This window comes from Rhodococcus pseudokoreensis (assembly GCF_017068395.1).
Classification (GTDB): domain Bacteria; phylum Actinomycetota; class Actinomycetes; order Mycobacteriales; family Mycobacteriaceae; genus Rhodococcus_F; species Rhodococcus_F pseudokoreensis.
In genome coordinates this window covers 6,788,590-6,806,075 of the sequence record NZ_CP070619.1, presented here as the reverse complement: position 1 = coordinate 6,806,075, position 17,486 = coordinate 6,788,590, and the positions used below count along the sequence as shown (strand labels likewise).

Below are 17,486 nucleotides of genomic sequence, written 5' to 3'. Positions count from 1 at the left end.
GCGTGTCATGGCGGACTATGCGCAGTCCAGCGCAAAAAAAGTCTTAGATATAGATCGAAAATGTCCTAATCGGGAGTCGGGAGGATCTCCTCCGACACCGCGAGCGCCACCCGCAGCGCATCGGACACGCGGCGGGGCGACCAGGCGAGGCCGTGGTTCATGTAGATGGGCTCGCCGGTGAGGGGAACGAACACCGTCCCCGGAGGCGTGATCGCGGCGATGCCCGAGGTCATGAGCGCCACGCCGACACCCGTCGCCACCAGCATCAGGATCATGTACGGGTCGGTGATCTCCTGGACGACACGGGGACGGAACCCCGCATCGACGCAGGCCCGCATCGCCACCTCCTGCAACGCCGAACCGGCCGACAGCGGCGTCGTCACGAACCCGTCGTCGGCGAGGTCGCGCAGGTCGATCTGCGGTTCCGACGCGAGCGGGTGATCCGCGGGCAGCACGGCGCCGAACGGCTCCCGGCGGATCAGCCGCGTCGACACCGAGGCCGTCTCGACCGGAAGCCCGACGAACGCGAGATCGAGTGCGCCACTGTCCAGTTGGGTGATGGCGTCGCGGGTCATGATCCGCCCGACGAGAGTGAGTTCGATGTCGGGATAGCGCTGCCGGAGCGCGCGAGTGAGCGGCGGCAGCGACAGGTGGTTGAGCACGCCCGTGAAGCCGATCTTGATGCGGCCGTACACACCCCCGGCCGACGCGCGGGTGGCCTGCCGCGCAATGTCGACGCTCTCGAGAATGCGATACGCGTGCGGCAGGAACGTGTGGCCCGCCGACGTGAGCGCGACGCTGCGGGTGCTCCGCTCGAACAGCGGCACGCCGATGTCCTTCTCGAGTTTGCGCACCGTCTGGCTCAGCGGCGACTGCGCCATCTGGAGACGCGCGGCGGCCCTGCCGAAATGCAGTTCTTCGGCGACGGCGACGAACGCTTGCAGCCAGCGGATCTCCATCGGATTCCCTTCGGCGAGTTTGACGAGTGTGGCTCAGCCCATATATTCCAATTCGTACACAGTGCGAAATAGATCATTTCGATTTCGCACATAGAACAAGACTAATGCGCACACAGTCGCGAGGAGAAACCACCATGGTCACGTATCCCGAGGGCGCGACCGCGCTCGTCACCGGCGGCGCGAGCGGAATCGGTGCGGCGTGCGCGAAACGCCTCGCCGATGCCGACGCTGTCGAGAACCTCGCCGCCCGCCTCGGCCGCGTCGACATCCTCGTCAACAGCGCCGGTGTCGTGGGACCGTCCGCGCCGCTGGTGGACGTCGAACTCGAGGACTGGCGCCGCACGTTCCGCATCAACGTCGAGGGGACGTTCCTCGTGTGCCGCGCCTTCGTGCCCGCCATGACCAATGCCGGCTGGGGACGGGTCGTGAACTTGGCGAGCATCGCGGCCAAGGATGGTAATCCCGGGCAGAGCGCCTACTCGGCGTCCAAGGCGGCCGTGATCGCGTTGACGAAATCGCTCGGCAAGGAGGTCGCGACGACCGGCGTCCTCGCCAATGTGGTCGCCCCGGCGGCGGTGGAGAGCCCGATGAATGCCGGCACCGACCCGGCGATCCTCGCGCGCTCGCAGAGCCTCACCCCGATGGCCCGGATGGGACGGCCCGAGGAGATCGCCGAACTGGTCGCGTGGCTGTCGTCCGAGGCGCTCAGTTTCTCGACCGGCGCCGTCTACGACGCCAGCGGTGGCCGGGCGTCGTATTAGCCCGGCGCTCGCTCACAGCCAGCGCGGAGGCTCGGGGGTCTCACCGCCTGCGGCGAGTCCGACGGCGCCGCGGCCGGCGGCCCACCGCACCACCGCGGGCAGGGGTCCGGACACCTTCTCGGCGGGGGCCGAATCCGGTTGCACCGCAATGGGCTCGCAGCCGTCGACGGTGATCACCAGTCCGCCGCCGAGGTCCTTGCGCTGCCACATGCCGGTGATGTCGGTGAGCAGCGAACCCAGCACCACGGCCGGGAAGTCGCCGAACCGGCCCCCGTTCCCCAGGTCCACAGCATGGATCCACACCTCCCGGGTCCGCATCCACGCCGTCTCCGACACCGGCACCAGACGACCCTGCGCCGTGCGCACCTGCGCCTCCCACGCCGCGTCCGGCAGGTTCCGCCACTTCTCGTCGAGGCGGGCGACGGTGTGGTCGAACAGGTTCCGCAGCGCCGCCGCCGACAGGGTGGCCCCCTCGTCGATCTCCCGGCCCCGCTGCTCCGGCGACTCGTACATCGGGGTCTCCACCCCGGTCGCCGCCCAGTCCAGCAACCGGCACAGCGCCGCCGCGTTGTACCCGACGTGCGCGAGCAGATGCCGCCGCGACCACCCCGCCAACAGGGTGTCGCCATTCATGTCGTCGTCGGTCAACTCCGCCAGGCGCTGCGCGAAATACGCCGTGCCGCGGCGGGCGATCAGCAACCGCTCGTTCAGGTCGAGATCGTGGAAACTCACGGCCACTACTTGACGATCGTCGTGTTACGCACCGAACCGAGGCCGTCGATGGTGACCTCGACGGTCTGCCCGTCCTGGATGTAGAGACCGGGCTTGCGGGCGTGCCCGACACCGCCCGGGGTGCCGGTGATGACCACGTCACCGGGCTGCAGCGTCACGATGTGCGAGATGTACTCCACCAGCTTCGCCGGGGTGAACACCAGATCGTCGGTGGTGGTGGTCTGCACGACCTGCCCGTCGAGCGTGGTGACGAGGGCGCCGCCGAACGTGTAGGAGTCGGTGGTCGTCAGGAACGGCCCGAAGCCGCTGGTCTTCTCGAACGTCTTGCCCTGATCCCACTGCAGCGTGCGGTACTGGTAGTCGCGCATCGTGTAGTCGTTCATCACGGAGTACCCGGCGATGTAGGACTCCGCCTCGGCCTCCGGGACCTGATACGCCTGTTTGCCGACGACGAACGCCAACTCCCCCTCCCAGTCCAGCTGGGCGGCGGCGTAGGCGGGAACGATCACGTCGTCGTACGGTCCGGTCAGTGCCTCCCGGAACTTCGCGAACAGCGTCGGGAACTCGGGCAGGTCCCGGCCCATCTCCTTGATGTGGTTGGCGTAGTTCAACCCGACGCAGATGATCTTCCCCGGGTTCGGGACCACCGGCGCATAATCCGCGCCGTCGAGATTCACGGTGTCACCGGACGCGTTCTCCGCGATCGACTTCCAGTCCGGGTCGGCGAGCAGCGCCGACAGGTCGCGGTAGCCGTCGATGACGGTGGCGGTGGTGTCGGAATCGACACGGACGGCGACGGTACCGCCGGCGCGGCGCAGGGTGGCAAGCTTCATGAGATTTCAGGCTCCTTCGGAAATGTATGTGCGGTGAAAATGCAGGCGCTCGACGATCGGGGCGTCGGAGAACGCGAACAGGTCGAACTCGGTGTCGGCCTCGATCGACCACTCCGTCCAGGACGGGACCACGATCATGTCGCCCTTGCCGACGGTGCGGGTCTGACCGCCGAGGACGAACCGGCCCGAACCCTCGAACACCTGATAGACGGTCGAGCCGACATCCCGGCGCGGGCGGGTGTGGGCGCCGGCCCGCAGCCGGTGGAACTCGGCGCGGATCGTGGGCATCACGTCCCCACCGGTGGTCGGGTTGGTGTAGCGGACCGCGGCATGACCGGGTTCGGTGGTCGCCGCGTACCCCTCGTCCTCGAGCGCCAACTGCTCGCGCAGCGCCGCGTCGGTGTGCTCCCACCGGTACGCCGCGATCGGCGAGGACGTCTTCGCGTCCAAACCCACCAGCGGCCGCAGCCCCGGATGCGCCCACAACCGCTCCGACCGGGACACATCCGGCGTGGAATCGTCGGTGACGTTCTCCGACCCGAACTCGAAGAACCCGGTGTCGGTGTAGTGCACGAACGGAATGTCGAGGCCGTCGATCCACGCCATCGGCTGATCGGTCTCGTTGTGGTGGCCGTGGAAATGCCAGCCCGGGGTCAGCAGGAAATCGCCGCGACGCATCGCGACCGGATCGCCGTTGACGACCGTCCACACCCCCTCGCCCTCGACGACGAACCGGAACGCGTTCTGCGCGTGCCGGTGCTCCGGCGCCACCTCCTTCGGACCCAGATACTGGATCGCCGCCCACAGCGTCGGCGTCACATACGGCACACCCCCCAGGCCCGGGTTCGCCAGCGCGATCGCCCGCCGCTCCCCGCCGCGACCGACCGGGACCAGGTCCCCGGCCCGCTGCGCCAGCGGGTACAGCGTCGACCACTTCCACACGAACGGCACCGCTCGCGACGTCGGCGTCATCGGCATCAGATCGCCGAGCTGAGTCCACAACGGATTCAGGTGCTCGGCCTCGAAATCGGTGTACAGCCGCTTCAGCGCGGGGTCGTCGACGTGCGGTTCGGTGGCGGTCATGGCATCGACGCTAGGAGTTCAGGCCGCCCCGTCGATACAGAATTCTTGTGTGCAGAATTCGTGATCAGGGTTCGAGGTCCGCGATGTCCACCTCGAGTTCGCGGATCGCGTTCTTGATCTGCGACACCAGCGGTCCCTGCGAGTGCTGACGGAAGCGGGTGATCGGCACGGCCACGGTCAGCGCTCCGACGGCGGTCCGGGCCCGGTTCCGGATGGCGACGCCGAACGCTGCGACGCCCTCCTCGGTCTGCTGCACGTTGACGGCGAATCCCACGGCGCGGGCGGCGGACAGGTCCCGGTAGAACTGCTCGAACTCGTCGGCGGGCAGACGGCGGTCGCCCCACTCGCGGTCGTCGTCGGCAAGATCGTCCGGCCGCAGGTACAGCTGCGCGAGGGTGTCCCTCGGGAGTTCCGCCAGCAGAATTCGCCCTCCTGCAGTCAATTCCGCGTCGAGGACCTGCCCCTGACGGTCGCCGACCCGTAGGATTCCCGCCGACTCGGCGGACGACAGGAAGCGAGCCTGGGTGCCGACGCGGATCACGAGGTTGACGGTCTCGCCGCACAGGATCGCGAGCGCCTCCATGTGGGGCCGGCAGAGGTCGTTGAACTCGCGGGTCCACCCCCGCTGCGCCGGGCCGGCCCCCATCGCCGCACCGGGGTGGTACCGGCGTTTCTCGTCCTGAACGGCGAACCCCCGGTACACCAGCATCGCCATCAGCCGGTGCGCGGTCGACTGCGCGATGCCGAGCTCCTCGGCGGCGTCCTTGATCCGCAGCGCTCCGACGTCGCGCAGCATCTGCAGCAGGCGCAGCGCGTTGTCTACGGACTCCAGCATGTACGCCGGCTTCTCGATGGTCTTTTTCTTCTGCACAGCAGAACTTTATTGCACGGCTGCTGTGCGCCGCATCACCCTCGATACATGCCCCTCACCGCCACCTCCGCGGCACCACCGGCGAACCGCGCCGGGTTGGATCGCAACGCCACGATCGCCGTCGTCGTCTGCTGGCTCTTCGTGGTCTTCGACGGCTACGACCTCATCGTCTACGGCAACGTCATCCCGAGCCTGCAGAAGGAATGGGGCATCAGCGCCGCGACCGCCGGCACTCTCGGCAGTCTCGCGTTTCTGGGGATGATGATCGGCGCCGTGCTCGCGGGCCGCCTCTCCGACGTCGTGGGACGCAAGCGGGCGGTGATCGGATGCGCGATCGTCCTGTCCGTGTTCACCGCGCTGTGCGCCCTGGCGACCGGACCCGTCATGTTCGGCGCATTGCGCCTGATCGCGGGGCTCGGCCTGGGCGGTCTCGTCCCGACGTCCAATGCACTTGCCGCCGAACTGGTCCCCGCGAAGTGGCGCGCCGCGGTCGCCACGATGATGATGTCCGGTGTTCCCATCGGTGGTTCGATCGCGGCGCTGCTCGGCATTCCCGTCATCCCGAACTGGGGTTGGCAGCCGATGTTCGTGTTCGCGCTCGTCCCGCTGATCCTGCTGGTGCCGATCGCGTGGCGGACGCTGCCCGACCACACCGTCGCGGCAATGCGGGTGCGCGCGGAGTCCGGTTTCAGCGCGCTGCTCGGTGTCCGGTTCCGTTCCGTCAGCATCATGTTCGCGCTCGCCACGATGGTCACCCTGCTCGCGTGGTACGGCCTCGGCACGTGGCTGCCCAAACTCATGCAGGGTGCAGGGACCGATCTCGGCAGCGCGCTCACGTTCGCCCTCGCGCTCAACCTCGGCGCCGTCGCGGGATCGTTCGTCACCGCCTGGGGCGGCGTCCGGTTCGGCACGATCCCCACCAGCATCGTCGCCGCGCTCCTCGCGGGTCTCGCGCTGCTGTCGTTGCTGACGAGCCCACCGGTGGCGCTGATCTACGTCATCTTCGTGCTTGCCGGCGTCGGCACACACGGAACGCAGTGCCTCATCATCGCCGCGGTGGCGTCCTACTACCCCGACCATCTGCGGGGCACGGCCCTCGGCTGGGCGCTCGGTGTCGGCCGGGTGGGCGCCGTTGCCGCACCGCAGATCGGTGGCTGGCTGCTGGCCGCCGGGCTCGGCGCCGACTCCAACTTCATCCTCTTCGGTGTCAGTGCCCTCGTCGCCGCCCTGCTGCTCACCGTGATCTGGCGCCGCTTCCCCACGTGAGTGCCGCCGTGTGCCCCGGCACGCTTTGCCACTCACCTGCCCCGAACGATCGAAACGAAGGAACTGTCATGTCGAACCTGCAGGACGCACGCATCATCATCGCCGGAGGCGGGATCGGCGGCGCGGCCAACGCCCTCGCCCTCGCCAGGAAGGGCGCGAACGTCACGCTGTTCGAACGGGCCACCGAATTCGGTGAGGTCGGCGCCGGACTGCAGGTCGGACCGCACGGCGCCCGCATCCTCGACTCCTGGGGTGTGCTCGACGACGTTCTCGCCAAGGGCTGCCTGCCCAAGAACATCGTGTTCCGCGACGCCGTGACCGCCGAGGTGCTCACCAAGATCGACCTCGGTGCCGAGTTCCGGGCCCGTTACGGCGGACCGTACTTCGTGACCCACCGCAGCGACCTGCACGCGGCGCTCGTCGACGCCGCACGGGCCGCGGGCGCCGAACTGCACACGGGCATCACCGTCACCGACGTCGTCACCGACGGCGACCGGGTGCACGTGAGCACCGACGACGGCCGCACCCACGAGGCCGACATCGCCCTCGGCATGGACGGCCTCAAATCCCGGCTGCGGGCCAAGATCTCGGACGACGAGCCGGTGTCGTCCGGCTACGCCGCCTACCGCGGCACCACGCCGTACGACGAGGTCGACCTCGACGAGGACATCGAGGACGTGGTCGGGTACATCGGACCGGGATGCCACTTCATCCAGTACCCGTTGCGCGGCGGGCAGATGCTCAACCAGGTCGCGGTGTTCGAATCGCCCGGCTACAAGAACGGGGTCGAGAACTGGGGTGGCCCCGAGGAACTCGAGCAGGCCTACGCGCACTGCCACGAGAACGTCCGCCGCGGCATCGACTACCTGTGGAAGGACCGCTGGTGGCCGATGTACGACCGCGAACCCATCGAGAACTGGGTGGACGGGCGGATGATCCTGCTCGGCGACGCCGCGCACCCCCCGCTGCAGTACCTGGCGTCGGGAGCGGTGATGGCGATCGAGGACGCGAAGTGCCTGGCCGACTATGCCGCCGAGGACTTCTCCGCCGGTGGCGGCAACGCCGCGTGGCCGCAGATCCTGAAGGAAGTCAACACCGAACGCGCACCGCGCTGCAATCGCATCCTCACCACCGGACGTATGTGGGGCGAGTTGTGGCACCTCGACGGCACCGCCCGCATCGCACGCAACGAACTGTTCCGCACCCGCGACACGTCGAGCTACAAGTACACCGACTGGCTGTGGGGTTACTCGTCCGATCGCGCGTCATAACCGCCTCCCCGGCGGGAAGGTTCGGCAGACTGGGCGAGTGACCCTCAACCTGGTGCGAACCCGTGTGTGGCGTGGCGGCGAGTGCGTGGGCAAGGATTTTCCGCTCGCCGACGTGTCCGAGAAGGTGCGGGACGAGAACGCGCTCGTGTGGGTCGACCTGTGCGATCCCGACCACGAGTGCCTGACCGAGTTGGCGAACGAATTGTCGCTCGATCCGAACGCCATCGAGGATGCCGTCGCCCGCGGTGAGCGACCGAAGGCGACGCGTTACGCGGGCCACGCGTTCGTGACCGCGTACGCCACCTGGTTCGACGCCGAGGATGCCGTCACGCTCGGCGTCCTCGACTCGCGGCTTCGGCTCAGCCGGGTGTCGGCGTTCGTGCTGTCGAACGGGATCATCACGGTGCGGCGGGACGACCGGTTCGACATGTCGCAGGTGGTGGAGCGGTGGGAGGAAGACCCCGCGCTGCTCACCCCGGGTTCGGGCGCGCTCGCACTCCTGCACGGCCTGCTCGACGCCATCGTGGACGGCCAGTTCGAGACGATCGAGACCATCGACGACGCGATCGAGGCGCTCGAGGAGGGACTGTTCGACGAGTCCGCGCGGACCAAGGAGATTCAGCAGCGCACGTACCGGTTGCGGAAGGAACTGGTGCAACTGCGTCGCGTCGTGCTGCCGATGCGGGAGGTCGTGGGAGCCGTCATCCGCGGGCGCGCCGAATCCGAGCGCGATCGGTCGCCGGTTCTCGACAGCTTGTACACCGACCTCTACGACCACGTGACGCGCGCCGCCGAGTGGACGGAGTCGTTGCGCGACATGGTGGTGACCGTGTTCGAGACGAATCTGTCGCTGCAGGACGCCCGGCTCAACACCGTGATGAAGAAGCTCACCGGGTGGGCGGCCATCATCGCGGTCCCCACCGCGGTGACGGGGTGGTTCGGTCAGAACGTCCTGTTCCCCGGGGTCGGGCAGGTGTCGGGGACGATCGTCAGCACCGTCGTGATCGTGACGTCCGCGAGCCTGCTCTACGTCCTGTTCCGCCGGCGCGACTGGCTCTGACGGATCTAGAGTTCACTCGGCTGCGACACGGCCAGCAGCACCCGGAGGTTGTCGGTGACCACACTGGCCGAGATGGTGGGATCGATGGCGCGCTGAATGCCCAGTCCGACACCGAGACTGAGGATACTGCTGGCCGCGTCCTGCACGGGGACGGGCAGGGCGACCCCCAGTGAGTCGGTGAACGACTTCAGCAGCGTCACCGTGATTTCCCGCGCGGTACCGAGGGTGGCGGTGAGGGCGTCGCGCAGTTCGGGATCGTGACGGGACAGCACGATGAGCTCGAATTCGAGCATGGTCCAGCCGACGTCGCCGAGTGTCTTCTCCGCCCAGGCCTGGAACGCGTCGAGTCGCTCCTCCATCGTCTCGCCGCCGCCGAGTGCCGCCGCGATCTCCTGCCCCTTGGTGGCGTGGATGAGCCCGAGCACCTCGAGGCACAGTTCCTTCTTGTTCTTGAAGTTGGAGTACACCGCACCCTTGGAGTAGCCGGCCTCGTCGGCGACTTTCTCGAGTGAGGTGGCCGCGTACCCGTCGGCGAGGAAGAGGTCGCGCGCGGTCGCGACGAGATGCGCCCGCGTCCGCGCCTGACTCTCCGACCTGGTCAATCGCGCCATGCTCACCCTTTCTCCGAAGCCCCTGCGAGAATATTCTACTTTTCATATACCGCCGGTATCTGGTTTCTGATAGCTTGCTAGGTATGACTTCGAGTGACACACAACTCAGCCGCGGGCTGGTGATCGGTTGCGGCGGCACGCTCGGCGCAGCCTGGACGGTGGCGGCCCTGGTCGCCGTGAGCGACGCCCTGGGATGGGACCCGCGCGACGCCGACGTGCTCGTGGGCACGTCCGCAGGCGCCGAACTCGTCACCATGCTGGGCGGCGGGGCCGGCGTCGACGAATTGCTCGCGATGCAACTCGGTGGGGCCACCCATCCCGCGCTCGACGGACATCTCGCCGCCGCACCGGGACGATTCCCGCCGCTCCCCGGATTGGGCCTCGGTTCGCCCGGACTGCTGCGCCGCGGGCTTCCGCCCGTCACCGCCGCCAGCGGACTGCTGCCCCGCGGCCGCGGTGACGCGGCCTGGCTCGACCGGCTGGCGCAGCGGTTCACGTGCGAGTCCGGCTGGGTTCGCCACCCGGCGACGTGGCTGGTGAGCATGGACTACGACACGGGTGCACGTGTCGCACTCGGCTCACCCGGCGCACCGGCCGCGACCCTGTCCGAAGCGCTGCGGGCGTCGTGGGCGATTCCCGGCTGGTATCCCCCGGTCCCCATCGGCGGCCGCCGGTTCGTCGACGGCGGGGCGGCGTCCACGGCATCCGCCGACCTCGTGCTGCCCCTCGAACTCGACGAGGTGATCGTGCTGGCGCCGATGGCGTCGACCGGCCGCATCGCCGGCCGCGGGGCCGCGCGTGTCGAACGCCGGATGCTGCGGAACTGGATGAGCGCGGGCCTGGACGCCGAAGTCGCGAGGCTGGAGACGGCCGGAACGCGGGTGATCCGGCTGGACGCGACCGCCGAGGACCTCGCCGTCATGGGCCCGAACTTCATGGACGGCCGGCGCCGGCTCGCCACCCTCGAACATTCCCTCGTCACCACCCGAGCACAGCTCGCGAACGGAGTCCGCGCATGAACCACTACGACATCCTCATCGTCGGTGCCGGGATCTCCGGCATCGGGGCCGCGATCCGCCTGAAGCAGAGCGGGATCGACAACTTCGCCGTACTGGAGAAGGGGGACGCGCTGGGCGGGACGTGGCGCGACAACACCTACCCGGGCTGCGCGTGCGACGTCCCGTCGGCCCTGTATTCCTATTCGTTCGCACCGAACCGGGAGTGGTCGCGGTTGTTCGCCGGGCAGGAGGAGATCCGCCGGTACATCGAGCGCACCGCCACCGAACACGGTGTGCCCGCCCACGTGAAGTTCGGAACCGAGATGCAGCGCGCCCAGTGGAGCGAGCAGACGCGGCACTGGACGGTGGACACGTCCGCGGGCACGTTCACCGCGAACGCCGTCATCGCCGCCGCGGGGCCGTGGAACGAACCGCTCGTTCCCGCGATCCCCGGTCTCGACACGTTCACCGGCGAGGTCTTCCATTCCTCCCGCTGGAACCACGACCACGACCTCACCGGCAAACGCGTGGCTGTCGTCGGAACCGGTGCGTCCGCAGTGCAATTCGTCCCGGCCATCCAGCCGAAGGTCGCGGAACTCCATCTGTATCAGCGCACCGCGCAATGGGTGCTGCCGAAACCCGACCACACGCTACCCGGTGTCGAGCGTACGGTCCTGCGCCGCGTACCGGGCGCGATCCGCGCGTTGCGACGCCTCGAGTACGCGATCATGGAATCTCTCGGGCTCGGCTTCCGGCACCCGTGGATCCTGCGGATCGTCCAGCAGGTCGGCAAGGCGCAACTGCGTGCCCAGGTGCGGGATCCGAAGCTGCGCAAGGCGTTGACGCCCGACTACACGCTCGGCTGCAAGCGGCTGCTGCTGTCCAACACGTACTACCCCGCGCTCACCCGTCCCAACGTCGAGGTGCACGCCAACGCCGTGCAGTCGGTGCGCGGAAACGTCGTCGTCGGCAGCGACGGCGCCGAACGGGAAGTGGACGCGATCATCTTCGGCACCGGCTTCCACATCCTCGACATGCCGATCGGGTCCAAGGTGTTCGACGGCGAGGGCCGCAGCCTCGACGACCACTGGAAGGGCAGCCCGCAGGCGTACCTCGGCACGACCGTCGCGGGCTTCCCCAACGCGTTCGTCCTCCTCGGACCGGCCCTGGGCACCGGCCACACGTCGGCGTTCATGATCCTCGAGGCACAACTCGAATACCTGATCCAGGCGGTCACCCAGGCCCGAAGCAACGGGTGGACCAGGATGGAACCGCGCCGGGACGTGCAGGACGCGTTCAACGCCCAGGTCCAGGAAGCCCTGGCCACCACCGTCTACAACGCCGGTGGCTGCCAGAGTTACTTCCTCGACGTCAACGGCCGCAACAGCTTCAACTGGCCGTGGTCGACCGACCGCATGCGGCAGCGACTCGGCCGGTTCGACGAGGCGGCGTACGACGTGTCGCGTGAGCCTGCGACGGCTACAGCGACTTCGCGATAATTCCCTTCATCACCTCGTTGGCGCCCGCGTAGATCTTCTGCACGCGGGCGTCCTCGTACATCCGGGCGATCAAGTATTCGCGCATGTACCCGTAACCGCCGTGCAACTGCACGCACCGGTCGATCACCGCGCACTGCTGCTCGGTCAGCCAGTACTTGACCATCGCCGCCTCGGACGGGTCGAGTTCACCGCGCAGGTGCGCCTCGATGCAATGGTCCAGGAACACCGCACACGTACGGGCAATCGTCTGACACTCGGCGAGCTCGAACGCCGTGTTCTGGAACTCGAACAGACTGTGCCCGAACGCCTGCCGCGACTTCGTGTACGCCACGGTGTCCTCGACCGCACGGGTCATCGCCCCGGACGCCTGCGCGCCGATGATCAACCGCTCCTGCACCAGTTGCGCCATCATCTGCCCGAAGCCCTGCCCCTCCTCACCGAGCAGATTCGACACCGGCACCCGCACATCGGTGAACGACAACTCCGACGTGTCGGCGCCGTGCTGACCCACCTTGTCCAGGACCCGCCCGACGGCGAACCCGGGACAGTCCCGCAGATCCACGATCACCAGGGACACCCCCTTGGCGCCGGCCTTCGGGTCGGTCTTCACGGCCAGCACGATCACGTCCGCCGACGCACCGTTGGTGATGAACGTCTTCGAGCCGTTGACGACGTACTCGTCGCCGTCCCGGATGGCGGTGGTCTTGATCGCCTTGAGGTCCGACCCGGCGCCGGGCTCGGTCATGCCGATGGCGCCGAGGATCTCCCCGGTCGCCATGCCCGGCAGCCACGCCTGCTTCTGTTCCTCGGTGCCGTACTCGACGAGGTAGTGCGGGACGATGCCGGAGTGCACGGAGATGCCGAGCGCGAGGTCACCGGCGTAACCCTGGGCCTCGAACACGGCGAGGTCATGGGCGAACGTGCCCCCACCACCGCCGTACTCCTCCGGGATCGAGCAGCACAGCAACCCGAGCTTGCCCGCCGCCAGCCACACCTCACGGTCGATGCGGTGCTGGGCGTCCCACTTCTCGTGGTGCGCCACCACCTCGCGTTCGAAGAACCCCGCCGCGAGCTCGGACAGGGCCTTCACCTCGTCGTCGTGCCAGGAGGGTGTGTGCTTCTTCATCGTCCGTCCTGCGCCTAGATGCGCTTGAAGAGGGCAGCGAGGGCCTGGCCGCCGCCGATGCACATGGTGACGATGCCGAGTTCGAGGTCGCGACGCACCATGTCCTTCGCGATGCGCAGGCTCAGGATCGCCCCGGTCGCCCCGACCGGGTGACCCAGCGCGATCGCCCCGCCGTACGGGTTGGTCTTCTCCGGGTTGAGCTTCGCGTCCCGGATCACCGCGACCGCCTGCGACGCGAACGCCTCGTTCAGCTCGATCACGTCGATGTCGCCGGGGGTGGTGCCGGTCTGCTCGAACAGATTCTGCAGCGCCAGCACGGGGGCGTATCCCATCAGCGCGGGATCCATCGCCGCCGTCGCGACCGCCTCCAGGGTCACCAGCCCGGTCAGGCCCTTGTCCTGCGCGGCGGTCTGCGTCGCCAGCACCAGCGCCGCGGCGCCGTCGTTGATCCCGGACGCGTTGCCCGCGGTCACCGAGCCGCCCTCCTCGAACGCCGGCCGCAGCTTGGCGAGGGTCTCGAGGGTGGTGTCGGGCTTGGGGTGCTCGTCGACGTCGACCGTCTTGGGACGCCGGCCGCCGATCTCGACGGGGGTGATCTCCTCGGCGAACGCGGCCTTCGCCGCATCCGAGGCGGCGCGGCGCTGGGATTCGACGGCGAACTCGTCCTGCTGCTGCCTGCTCACGTCGTACTTGCGGGCCACGGCCTCGGCGGTGCGGCCCATGTGCACGCCACCGAACGGGTCGGTCAGGATCGCGACCGTGCCGTCCACCAGCTTGCGGTCACCGAGCTTGTACCCGGAGCGGGCCGAGAAATCGTAGAACGGCATCCGCGACATGCTCTCGTCGCCGCCGGCGAGGGCGAAGTTCACCCCACCCCAGCGCATCTGCTGCGCCGCCGACCACACCGCCTGCAGACCCGACCCGCACAGCCGGTTGACGGTGTACGCCGGGGTCTTCTCGGGAAGTCCCGCGGCCAGGGCGACGCGGCGGGCGTTGTAGGCGTCCGGCCCGACCTGACCGATGCAGCCCATCACCACCTCGTCGATGTCGCCGCCCGGGACCCCGGCACGGTCCAGTGCGGCCTTCGCGGCGGTCGCACCCAGTTCATGGGCGGGCACGTCCTTGAACGCGCCCCCGAAGCTGCCGATCGGGGTCCTCGCGCCGTCGACTACGACGATCGGTTCAGGAGTATTCATGACGTGCCCTTCCGTCTCTCTGCCAGTACGGGGAGATAGTAGGACTTCAAAGTACCTGGCGGTTCACGCAGGGCCTCCGGCACGTCACCGGGTCAGCGTCCGCGAATCAGATCGGCGCACTTCTCGGCCATCGTCATGACCGTGATGTTGGGGTTGACGTACGGCAGTTTCGGCATCGCGGACGCGTCCACCACCCGCAGATTGCGCACCCCCTTCACCCGCAACTCCGGGTCGAGGACAGCCGCCGGATCGGTGGCCGCCCCCATCCGGGCGGTCCCGGCTGGGTGATACACCGTGTTGTGGGTGCGGTGCGCGTAGTCGATCAGTTCGTCGTCGGTCTCCGCCTCCGGCCCGGGAGCCAGTTCCCTCGTGATCCAGCCACGGAGCGGTTCCTGCTCGGCGATGCGGCGCGAAAGCCGGAACCCGGCGAGCATCACGGCCTCGTCGTGACCGTCGGGGTCGGTGAAATACCGGGGGTCCACTCGCGGACGGTCCCGGAAGTCGCGGGAGCGGAGCCGGACCGTTCCGCGGGAGAGTCCCTGCGTGACGTTCGGGGTGAGGCAGAAACCGTTGTCGGTGGTGGGGTATCCCCACCGGAGGGTGTTCATGTCGAACGGGACGCTGCCGTAATGCATCATCAGGTCCGGATGGTTCAGTCCCGTCTCGGTCGTGGCGAACAGGCCGATCTCCCACCACTGCGTCGACTCGGTGACCATCGGCCGGGACGCCTCCCAGAAGACGAGCCCTTCCACGTGGTCGTCGAGGTTCTGCCCGACACCGGGGGCGTCGACCCGGACCTGCACGCCCATCTCACGCAGGTGCACCGTGGGCCCGATACCCGAGAGCATCAGCAGTTTCGGGGTGTCGATGGCACCGGCGGTGACGATCACCTCGCGGCGCGCCGAGACGGTGTCGTATCCGGTGAGGTCTGGACGCTGATAGCGCACGCCGGTCGCCGCCATCTCGTCGTCGATGACGATCTCGGCGACCCAGCAGTCGGTGCGCACGTCGAGGTTGGGCCGGGATCCGAGGATCGGGTGCAGGTAGGCGTGCGACGTCGACATGCGGGTGCCGTCCTCGGACGCGTTGATCTGGAACCACCCCGCCCCGTCGAGGACGCTCGTGCCGCGGTTGAACTGCACGGTGGGCAACCCGACCTTCGCCGCGGCCTCGAGCAGTGCGACGCCGCAGGGGTCGTTCGGGGGGACGTCGCGCAACCGCACCGGACCGCTGCGACCGTGCTGCTCGCCGGGGGCGTCGTTGTTCTCCACCCGCGCGACGAGCGGTAACACGTCGTTCGCACCCCAGCCCGTCGCACCGGCCGCCGCCCAGTCGTCGAGTGTCTCGGCGGGTGGCCAGAACGCGATACACGAGTTGTGGGACGAGCAGCCGCCGAGGACCTTGGCCCGTGCGTGCCGCATGAAGCTGTTGCCCCGCTCCTGCGGCTCGATCGGATAGTCCCAGTCGTATCCGGAGTCCAGCAGATGCATCCACTGCGACAGCTCGAGGACGTTGCGGTCACCGACGTCCGACGGGCCCGCCTCCACGAGGCACACGGTCACCGACGGGTCCTCGCTGAGCCGGGCGGCGAGCACGCATCCGGCGGTTCCTCCGCCGGCGATCACGTAGTCGAACACGGTGTCCGTCATGGCAGTTCACTCTCTGCCTCGTCCTTCGTCGCCGCCGCGTGCGAGGCGAGGCAGCCGATGTGGTTGCGGCCCTTCACCGCGTACCAGAGGAGGCCGAGCCCGAGGATGATGCCGATGTAGACGAACGCGCCCCAGGTGTTGTACCAGGGGGTTCCGTAGACCTCGGGGCGCGGCCATGCGAGATTGAGCGCCATTCCCACGCCCCACAGCACGGCGAAGATGTTCACCGCCAGCCCCCACCGGCCCATGGTGAAGTAGCCGCTCTCGGCGAGTTCCTTCGGCGGCCACTGCCCCTGCAGTCGTTTCTTCAGCAGCGGACCGGTGACCATGAGGTACGCGAGGTAGATCATGATGATCGCGATCGACGTCAGCACCGTGAAGATCTGCGGCTGCCCGATGTTGATGACGAGGATGAACGCCGCGAGCAGACCGATCACGATGGCGGGGACCACCGGTGTCTGATGCTTCGGGTTGACGTGCGCCAGCCGCTCCCCGAAGGGCAGGGCGTTGTCGCGGGCCATCGCGAACGTGAGCCGGATCGCCGCGGCGTGCACGGCGAGCGAACACACCGTCACCGCGATCACGATGCAGACGAGGAAGATCTTGCCGAGCGGTCCCCACATAACCTGCTCGACGATGTACTGCAGGCCGCCCTCGCTGCTGCCGATCAGCGGATCGTCGAGGTCGGGGGCCGCCATGACGGCGAACACCAGGATCGCCCCGCCGATCACGAACGACGCGAGGATCGCCCGCAGGATCGCCTTGGGCGCCGTCCGCCGCGGGTCGACGGTTTCCTCGCCGAGCGAACTCGCGGTATCGAAGCCGTACATCACGTACCCGGACGCGAGGGACGCCACGAGGAAGACGCTCAGATAGCCGCCGGCCTCCCCGGCACCGTACCCGTGGGTGGAGAAGAACACCTCCGGGCCGCGAGTGATGTTGGCGGCGAGGATGATCGCGATGAGGACGGCGGCGATCAATTCGACGAACACGCCGGTGCTGTTGATGAGGGCCATCAGCTTGACGCCGAATGCGTTGACCGCCGTGGTGAACGCGATCATGACGGTGCCGAGAATGACGGCGTTGGTCGCGAAGTCGTACTCACCGCTGCCGTCACCGACGATCTGGAAACCGCTCCACAGCCGCGGCAGGTTGAGTTGCAGCGCGAGCACGACCGCGGAGAGCGTCACGATCGACGCGGTGAGCATCAGCCAGCCCGACGACCAGCCCACGATCCTGCTGCCGAGCAGCTTGGCCCAGTTGTAGACCGAGCCGGCGACGGGATACTTGGCCGCAAGTTCCATGAAGCACAGCGCGACGGCCATCTGCCCGACGAACACCATCGGCCAGGACCACAGATACGCCGGCCCCGCCGTGCCGAACCCGAAATAGAACAACTGGAATGTGCCGGTGAGAATCGAGATGTAGCTGACTCCCGCCGCGAAACTGGCGAACTTGCCCAGACTGCGGTCCAATTCCTGCTTGTACCCCAGTTCGCCGAGTCCACTGTCCCCCGGCTCATCTCCGTCACCCACTGCACCGTGCCGAGTAGCCATGGTTCTCTCGCCTCT

At 68.2% G+C, this 17,486-nt stretch carries 16 protein-coding genes; 6 read left to right on the top strand and 10 right to left on the bottom strand.

What is annotated here, in order from left to right; genetic code table 11:
* Window positions 1-65 precede the first annotated feature (65 nt).
* The gene (locus JWS13_RS36300; protein ID WP_206010164.1) at window positions 66-959 is read right to left on the bottom strand and encodes a LysR family transcriptional regulator; all 894 of its coding nucleotides are present in this window, start codon (window positions 957-959) and stop codon (window positions 66-68) included.
* 134 nt (window positions 960-1,093) lie between these two features.
* Between JWS13_RS36300 and JWS13_RS36295 the strand changes: the two genes are divergently transcribed.
* Window positions 1,094-1,720 carry an SDR family NAD(P)-dependent oxidoreductase gene (locus tag JWS13_RS36295; protein WP_206010163.1) on the top strand — a complete coding sequence of 209 codons (627 nt, stop codon included), beginning with the start codon at window positions 1,094-1,096 and terminating at the stop codon, window positions 1,718-1,720.
* Window positions 1,721-1,732: 12 nt separating this feature from the next.
* On the opposite strand, the gene JWS13_RS36290 is transcribed toward JWS13_RS36295, so the two are convergent.
* From JWS13_RS36290 to JWS13_RS36275, 4 genes are all read right to left on the bottom strand, one after another.
* The gene (locus tag JWS13_RS36290) at window positions 1,733-2,452 is read right to left on the bottom strand and encodes a maleylpyruvate isomerase family mycothiol-dependent enzyme (protein ID WP_206010162.1); all 720 of its coding nucleotides are present in this window, start codon (window positions 2,450-2,452) and stop codon (window positions 1,733-1,735) included.
* Window positions 2,453-2,457: 5 nt separating this feature from the next.
* A complete protein-coding gene (locus JWS13_RS36285; RefSeq protein WP_206010161.1) occupies window positions 2,458-3,285 on the bottom strand; it encodes a fumarylacetoacetate hydrolase family protein in 828 nt (275 codons plus the stop codon).
* A 6-nt stretch (window positions 3,286-3,291) separates the two neighbouring features.
* Window positions 3,292-4,368 carry a cupin domain-containing protein gene (locus JWS13_RS36280; protein WP_206010160.1) on the bottom strand — a complete coding sequence of 359 codons (1,077 nt, stop codon included), beginning with the start codon at window positions 4,366-4,368 and terminating at the stop codon, window positions 3,292-3,294.
* A gap of 64 nt (window positions 4,369-4,432) precedes the next feature.
* Window positions 4,433-5,239, bottom strand: coding sequence for an IclR family transcriptional regulator (locus JWS13_RS36275; RefSeq protein WP_206010159.1), 807 nt, complete (start codon window positions 5,237-5,239; stop codon window positions 4,433-4,435).
* Window positions 5,240-5,287: 48 nt separating this feature from the next.
* Between JWS13_RS36275 and JWS13_RS36270 the strand changes: the two genes are divergently transcribed.
* The 3 genes from JWS13_RS36270 (at window position 5,288) to JWS13_RS36260 (ending at window position 8,836) form a co-directional block, all read left to right on the top strand.
* Window positions 5,288-6,505, top strand: coding sequence for an MFS transporter (locus JWS13_RS36270; protein WP_206010158.1), 1,218 nt, complete (start codon window positions 5,288-5,290; stop codon window positions 6,503-6,505).
* A 68-nt stretch (window positions 6,506-6,573) separates the two neighbouring features.
* Entirely contained in the window at window positions 6,574-7,776 is a 1,203-nt protein-coding gene (locus JWS13_RS36265) for an FAD-dependent monooxygenase (RefSeq protein ID WP_206010157.1), read from the top strand.
* A 37-nt stretch (window positions 7,777-7,813) separates the two neighbouring features.
* Entirely contained in the window at window positions 7,814-8,836 is a 1,023-nt protein-coding gene (locus JWS13_RS36260; RefSeq protein WP_206010156.1) for a magnesium transporter CorA family protein, read from the top strand.
* 5 nt (window positions 8,837-8,841) lie between these two features.
* Here JWS13_RS36260 and JWS13_RS36255 read toward each other — a convergent pair whose 3' ends face one another.
* Window positions 8,842-9,447, bottom strand: a complete 606-nt coding sequence (locus tag JWS13_RS36255) for a TetR/AcrR family transcriptional regulator (protein WP_206010155.1) — start codon at window positions 9,445-9,447, stop codon at window positions 8,842-8,844.
* 83 nt (window positions 9,448-9,530) lie between these two features.
* On the opposite strand from JWS13_RS36255, the gene JWS13_RS36250 reads away from it, so the two are divergent.
* Together JWS13_RS36250 and JWS13_RS36245 are read left to right on the top strand one after the other, a co-directional pair.
* Window positions 9,531-10,466 carry a patatin-like phospholipase family protein gene (locus JWS13_RS36250; RefSeq protein WP_206010154.1) on the top strand — a complete coding sequence of 312 codons (936 nt, stop codon included), beginning with the start codon at window positions 9,531-9,533 and terminating at the stop codon, window positions 10,464-10,466.
* Complete coding sequence (locus tag JWS13_RS36245) at window positions 10,463-11,944, top strand: flavin-containing monooxygenase (RefSeq protein WP_206010153.1); 1,482 nt, start codon at window positions 10,463-10,465, stop codon at window positions 11,942-11,944. The genes JWS13_RS36250 and JWS13_RS36245 overlap by 4 nt, the downstream gene beginning before the upstream one ends.
* Here JWS13_RS36245 and JWS13_RS36240 read toward each other — a convergent pair.
* From JWS13_RS36240 to JWS13_RS36225, 4 genes are all read right to left on the bottom strand, one after another.
* Window positions 11,925-13,070, bottom strand: a complete 1,146-nt coding sequence (locus JWS13_RS36240; protein WP_206010152.1) for an acyl-CoA dehydrogenase family protein — start codon at window positions 13,068-13,070, stop codon at window positions 11,925-11,927. The two genes, JWS13_RS36245 and JWS13_RS36240, sit on opposite strands and share 20 nt — an antisense overlap.
* A gap of 14 nt (window positions 13,071-13,084) precedes the next feature.
* A complete protein-coding gene (locus tag JWS13_RS36235; RefSeq protein ID WP_206010151.1) occupies window positions 13,085-14,266 on the bottom strand; it encodes a thiolase family protein in 1,182 nt (393 codons plus the stop codon).
* 92 nt (window positions 14,267-14,358) lie between these two features.
* Window positions 14,359-15,915 (bottom strand): GMC family oxidoreductase, encoded by a 1,557-nt coding sequence (locus JWS13_RS36230; protein ID WP_206010150.1) that lies wholly within the window; start codon window positions 15,913-15,915, stop codon window positions 14,359-14,361.
* The gene (locus JWS13_RS36225) at window positions 15,912-17,471 is read right to left on the bottom strand and encodes an APC family permease (protein ID WP_206010149.1); all 1,560 of its coding nucleotides are present in this window, start codon (window positions 17,469-17,471) and stop codon (window positions 15,912-15,914) included. The genes JWS13_RS36230 and JWS13_RS36225 overlap by 4 nt, the downstream gene beginning before the upstream one ends.
* Between the last annotated feature and the right edge of the window lie 15 nt (window positions 17,472-17,486).

What these genes read in the sequence shown, in the direction of transcription:
- JWS13_RS36245 (WP_206010153.1), top strand. Translation starts at nt 10,463, where the DNA reads ATGAACCACTACGACATCCTCATCGTCGGTGCCGGGATCTCCGGCATC.
- JWS13_RS36225 (WP_206010149.1), bottom strand. Translation starts at nt 17,471, where the DNA reads ATGGCTACTCGGCACGGTGCAGTGGGTGACGGAGATGAGCCGGGGGAC.
- JWS13_RS36250 (WP_206010154.1), top strand. Translation starts at nt 9,531, where the DNA reads ATGACTTCGAGTGACACACAACTCAGCCGCGGGCTGGTGATCGGTTGC.
- JWS13_RS36255 (WP_206010155.1), bottom strand. Translation starts at nt 9,447, where the DNA reads ATGGCGCGATTGACCAGGTCGGAGAGTCAGGCGCGGACGCGGGCGCAT.
- JWS13_RS36240 (WP_206010152.1), bottom strand. Translation starts at nt 13,070, where the DNA reads ATGAAGAAGCACACACCCTCCTGGCACGACGACGAGGTGAAGGCCCTG.
- JWS13_RS36230 (WP_206010150.1), bottom strand. Translation starts at nt 15,915, where the DNA reads ATGACGGACACCGTGTTCGACTACGTGATCGCCGGCGGAGGAACCGCC.
- JWS13_RS36285 (WP_206010161.1), bottom strand. Translation starts at nt 3,285, where the DNA reads ATGAAGCTTGCCACCCTGCGCCGCGCCGGCGGTACCGTCGCCGTCCGT.
- JWS13_RS36280 (WP_206010160.1), bottom strand. Translation starts at nt 4,368, where the DNA reads ATGACCGCCACCGAACCGCACGTCGACGACCCCGCGCTGAAGCGGCTG.
- JWS13_RS36235 (WP_206010151.1), bottom strand. Translation starts at nt 14,266, where the DNA reads ATGAATACTCCTGAACCGATCGTCGTAGTCGACGGCGCGAGGACCCCG.
- JWS13_RS36265 (WP_206010157.1), top strand. Translation starts at nt 6,574, where the DNA reads ATGTCGAACCTGCAGGACGCACGCATCATCATCGCCGGAGGCGGGATC.
- JWS13_RS36270 (WP_206010158.1), top strand. Translation starts at nt 5,288, where the DNA reads ATGCCCCTCACCGCCACCTCCGCGGCACCACCGGCGAACCGCGCCGGG.
- JWS13_RS36295 (WP_206010163.1), top strand. Translation starts at nt 1,094, where the DNA reads ATGGTCACGTATCCCGAGGGCGCGACCGCGCTCGTCACCGGCGGCGCG.
- JWS13_RS36300 (WP_206010164.1), bottom strand. Translation starts at nt 959, where the DNA reads ATGGAGATCCGCTGGCTGCAAGCGTTCGTCGCCGTCGCCGAAGAACTG.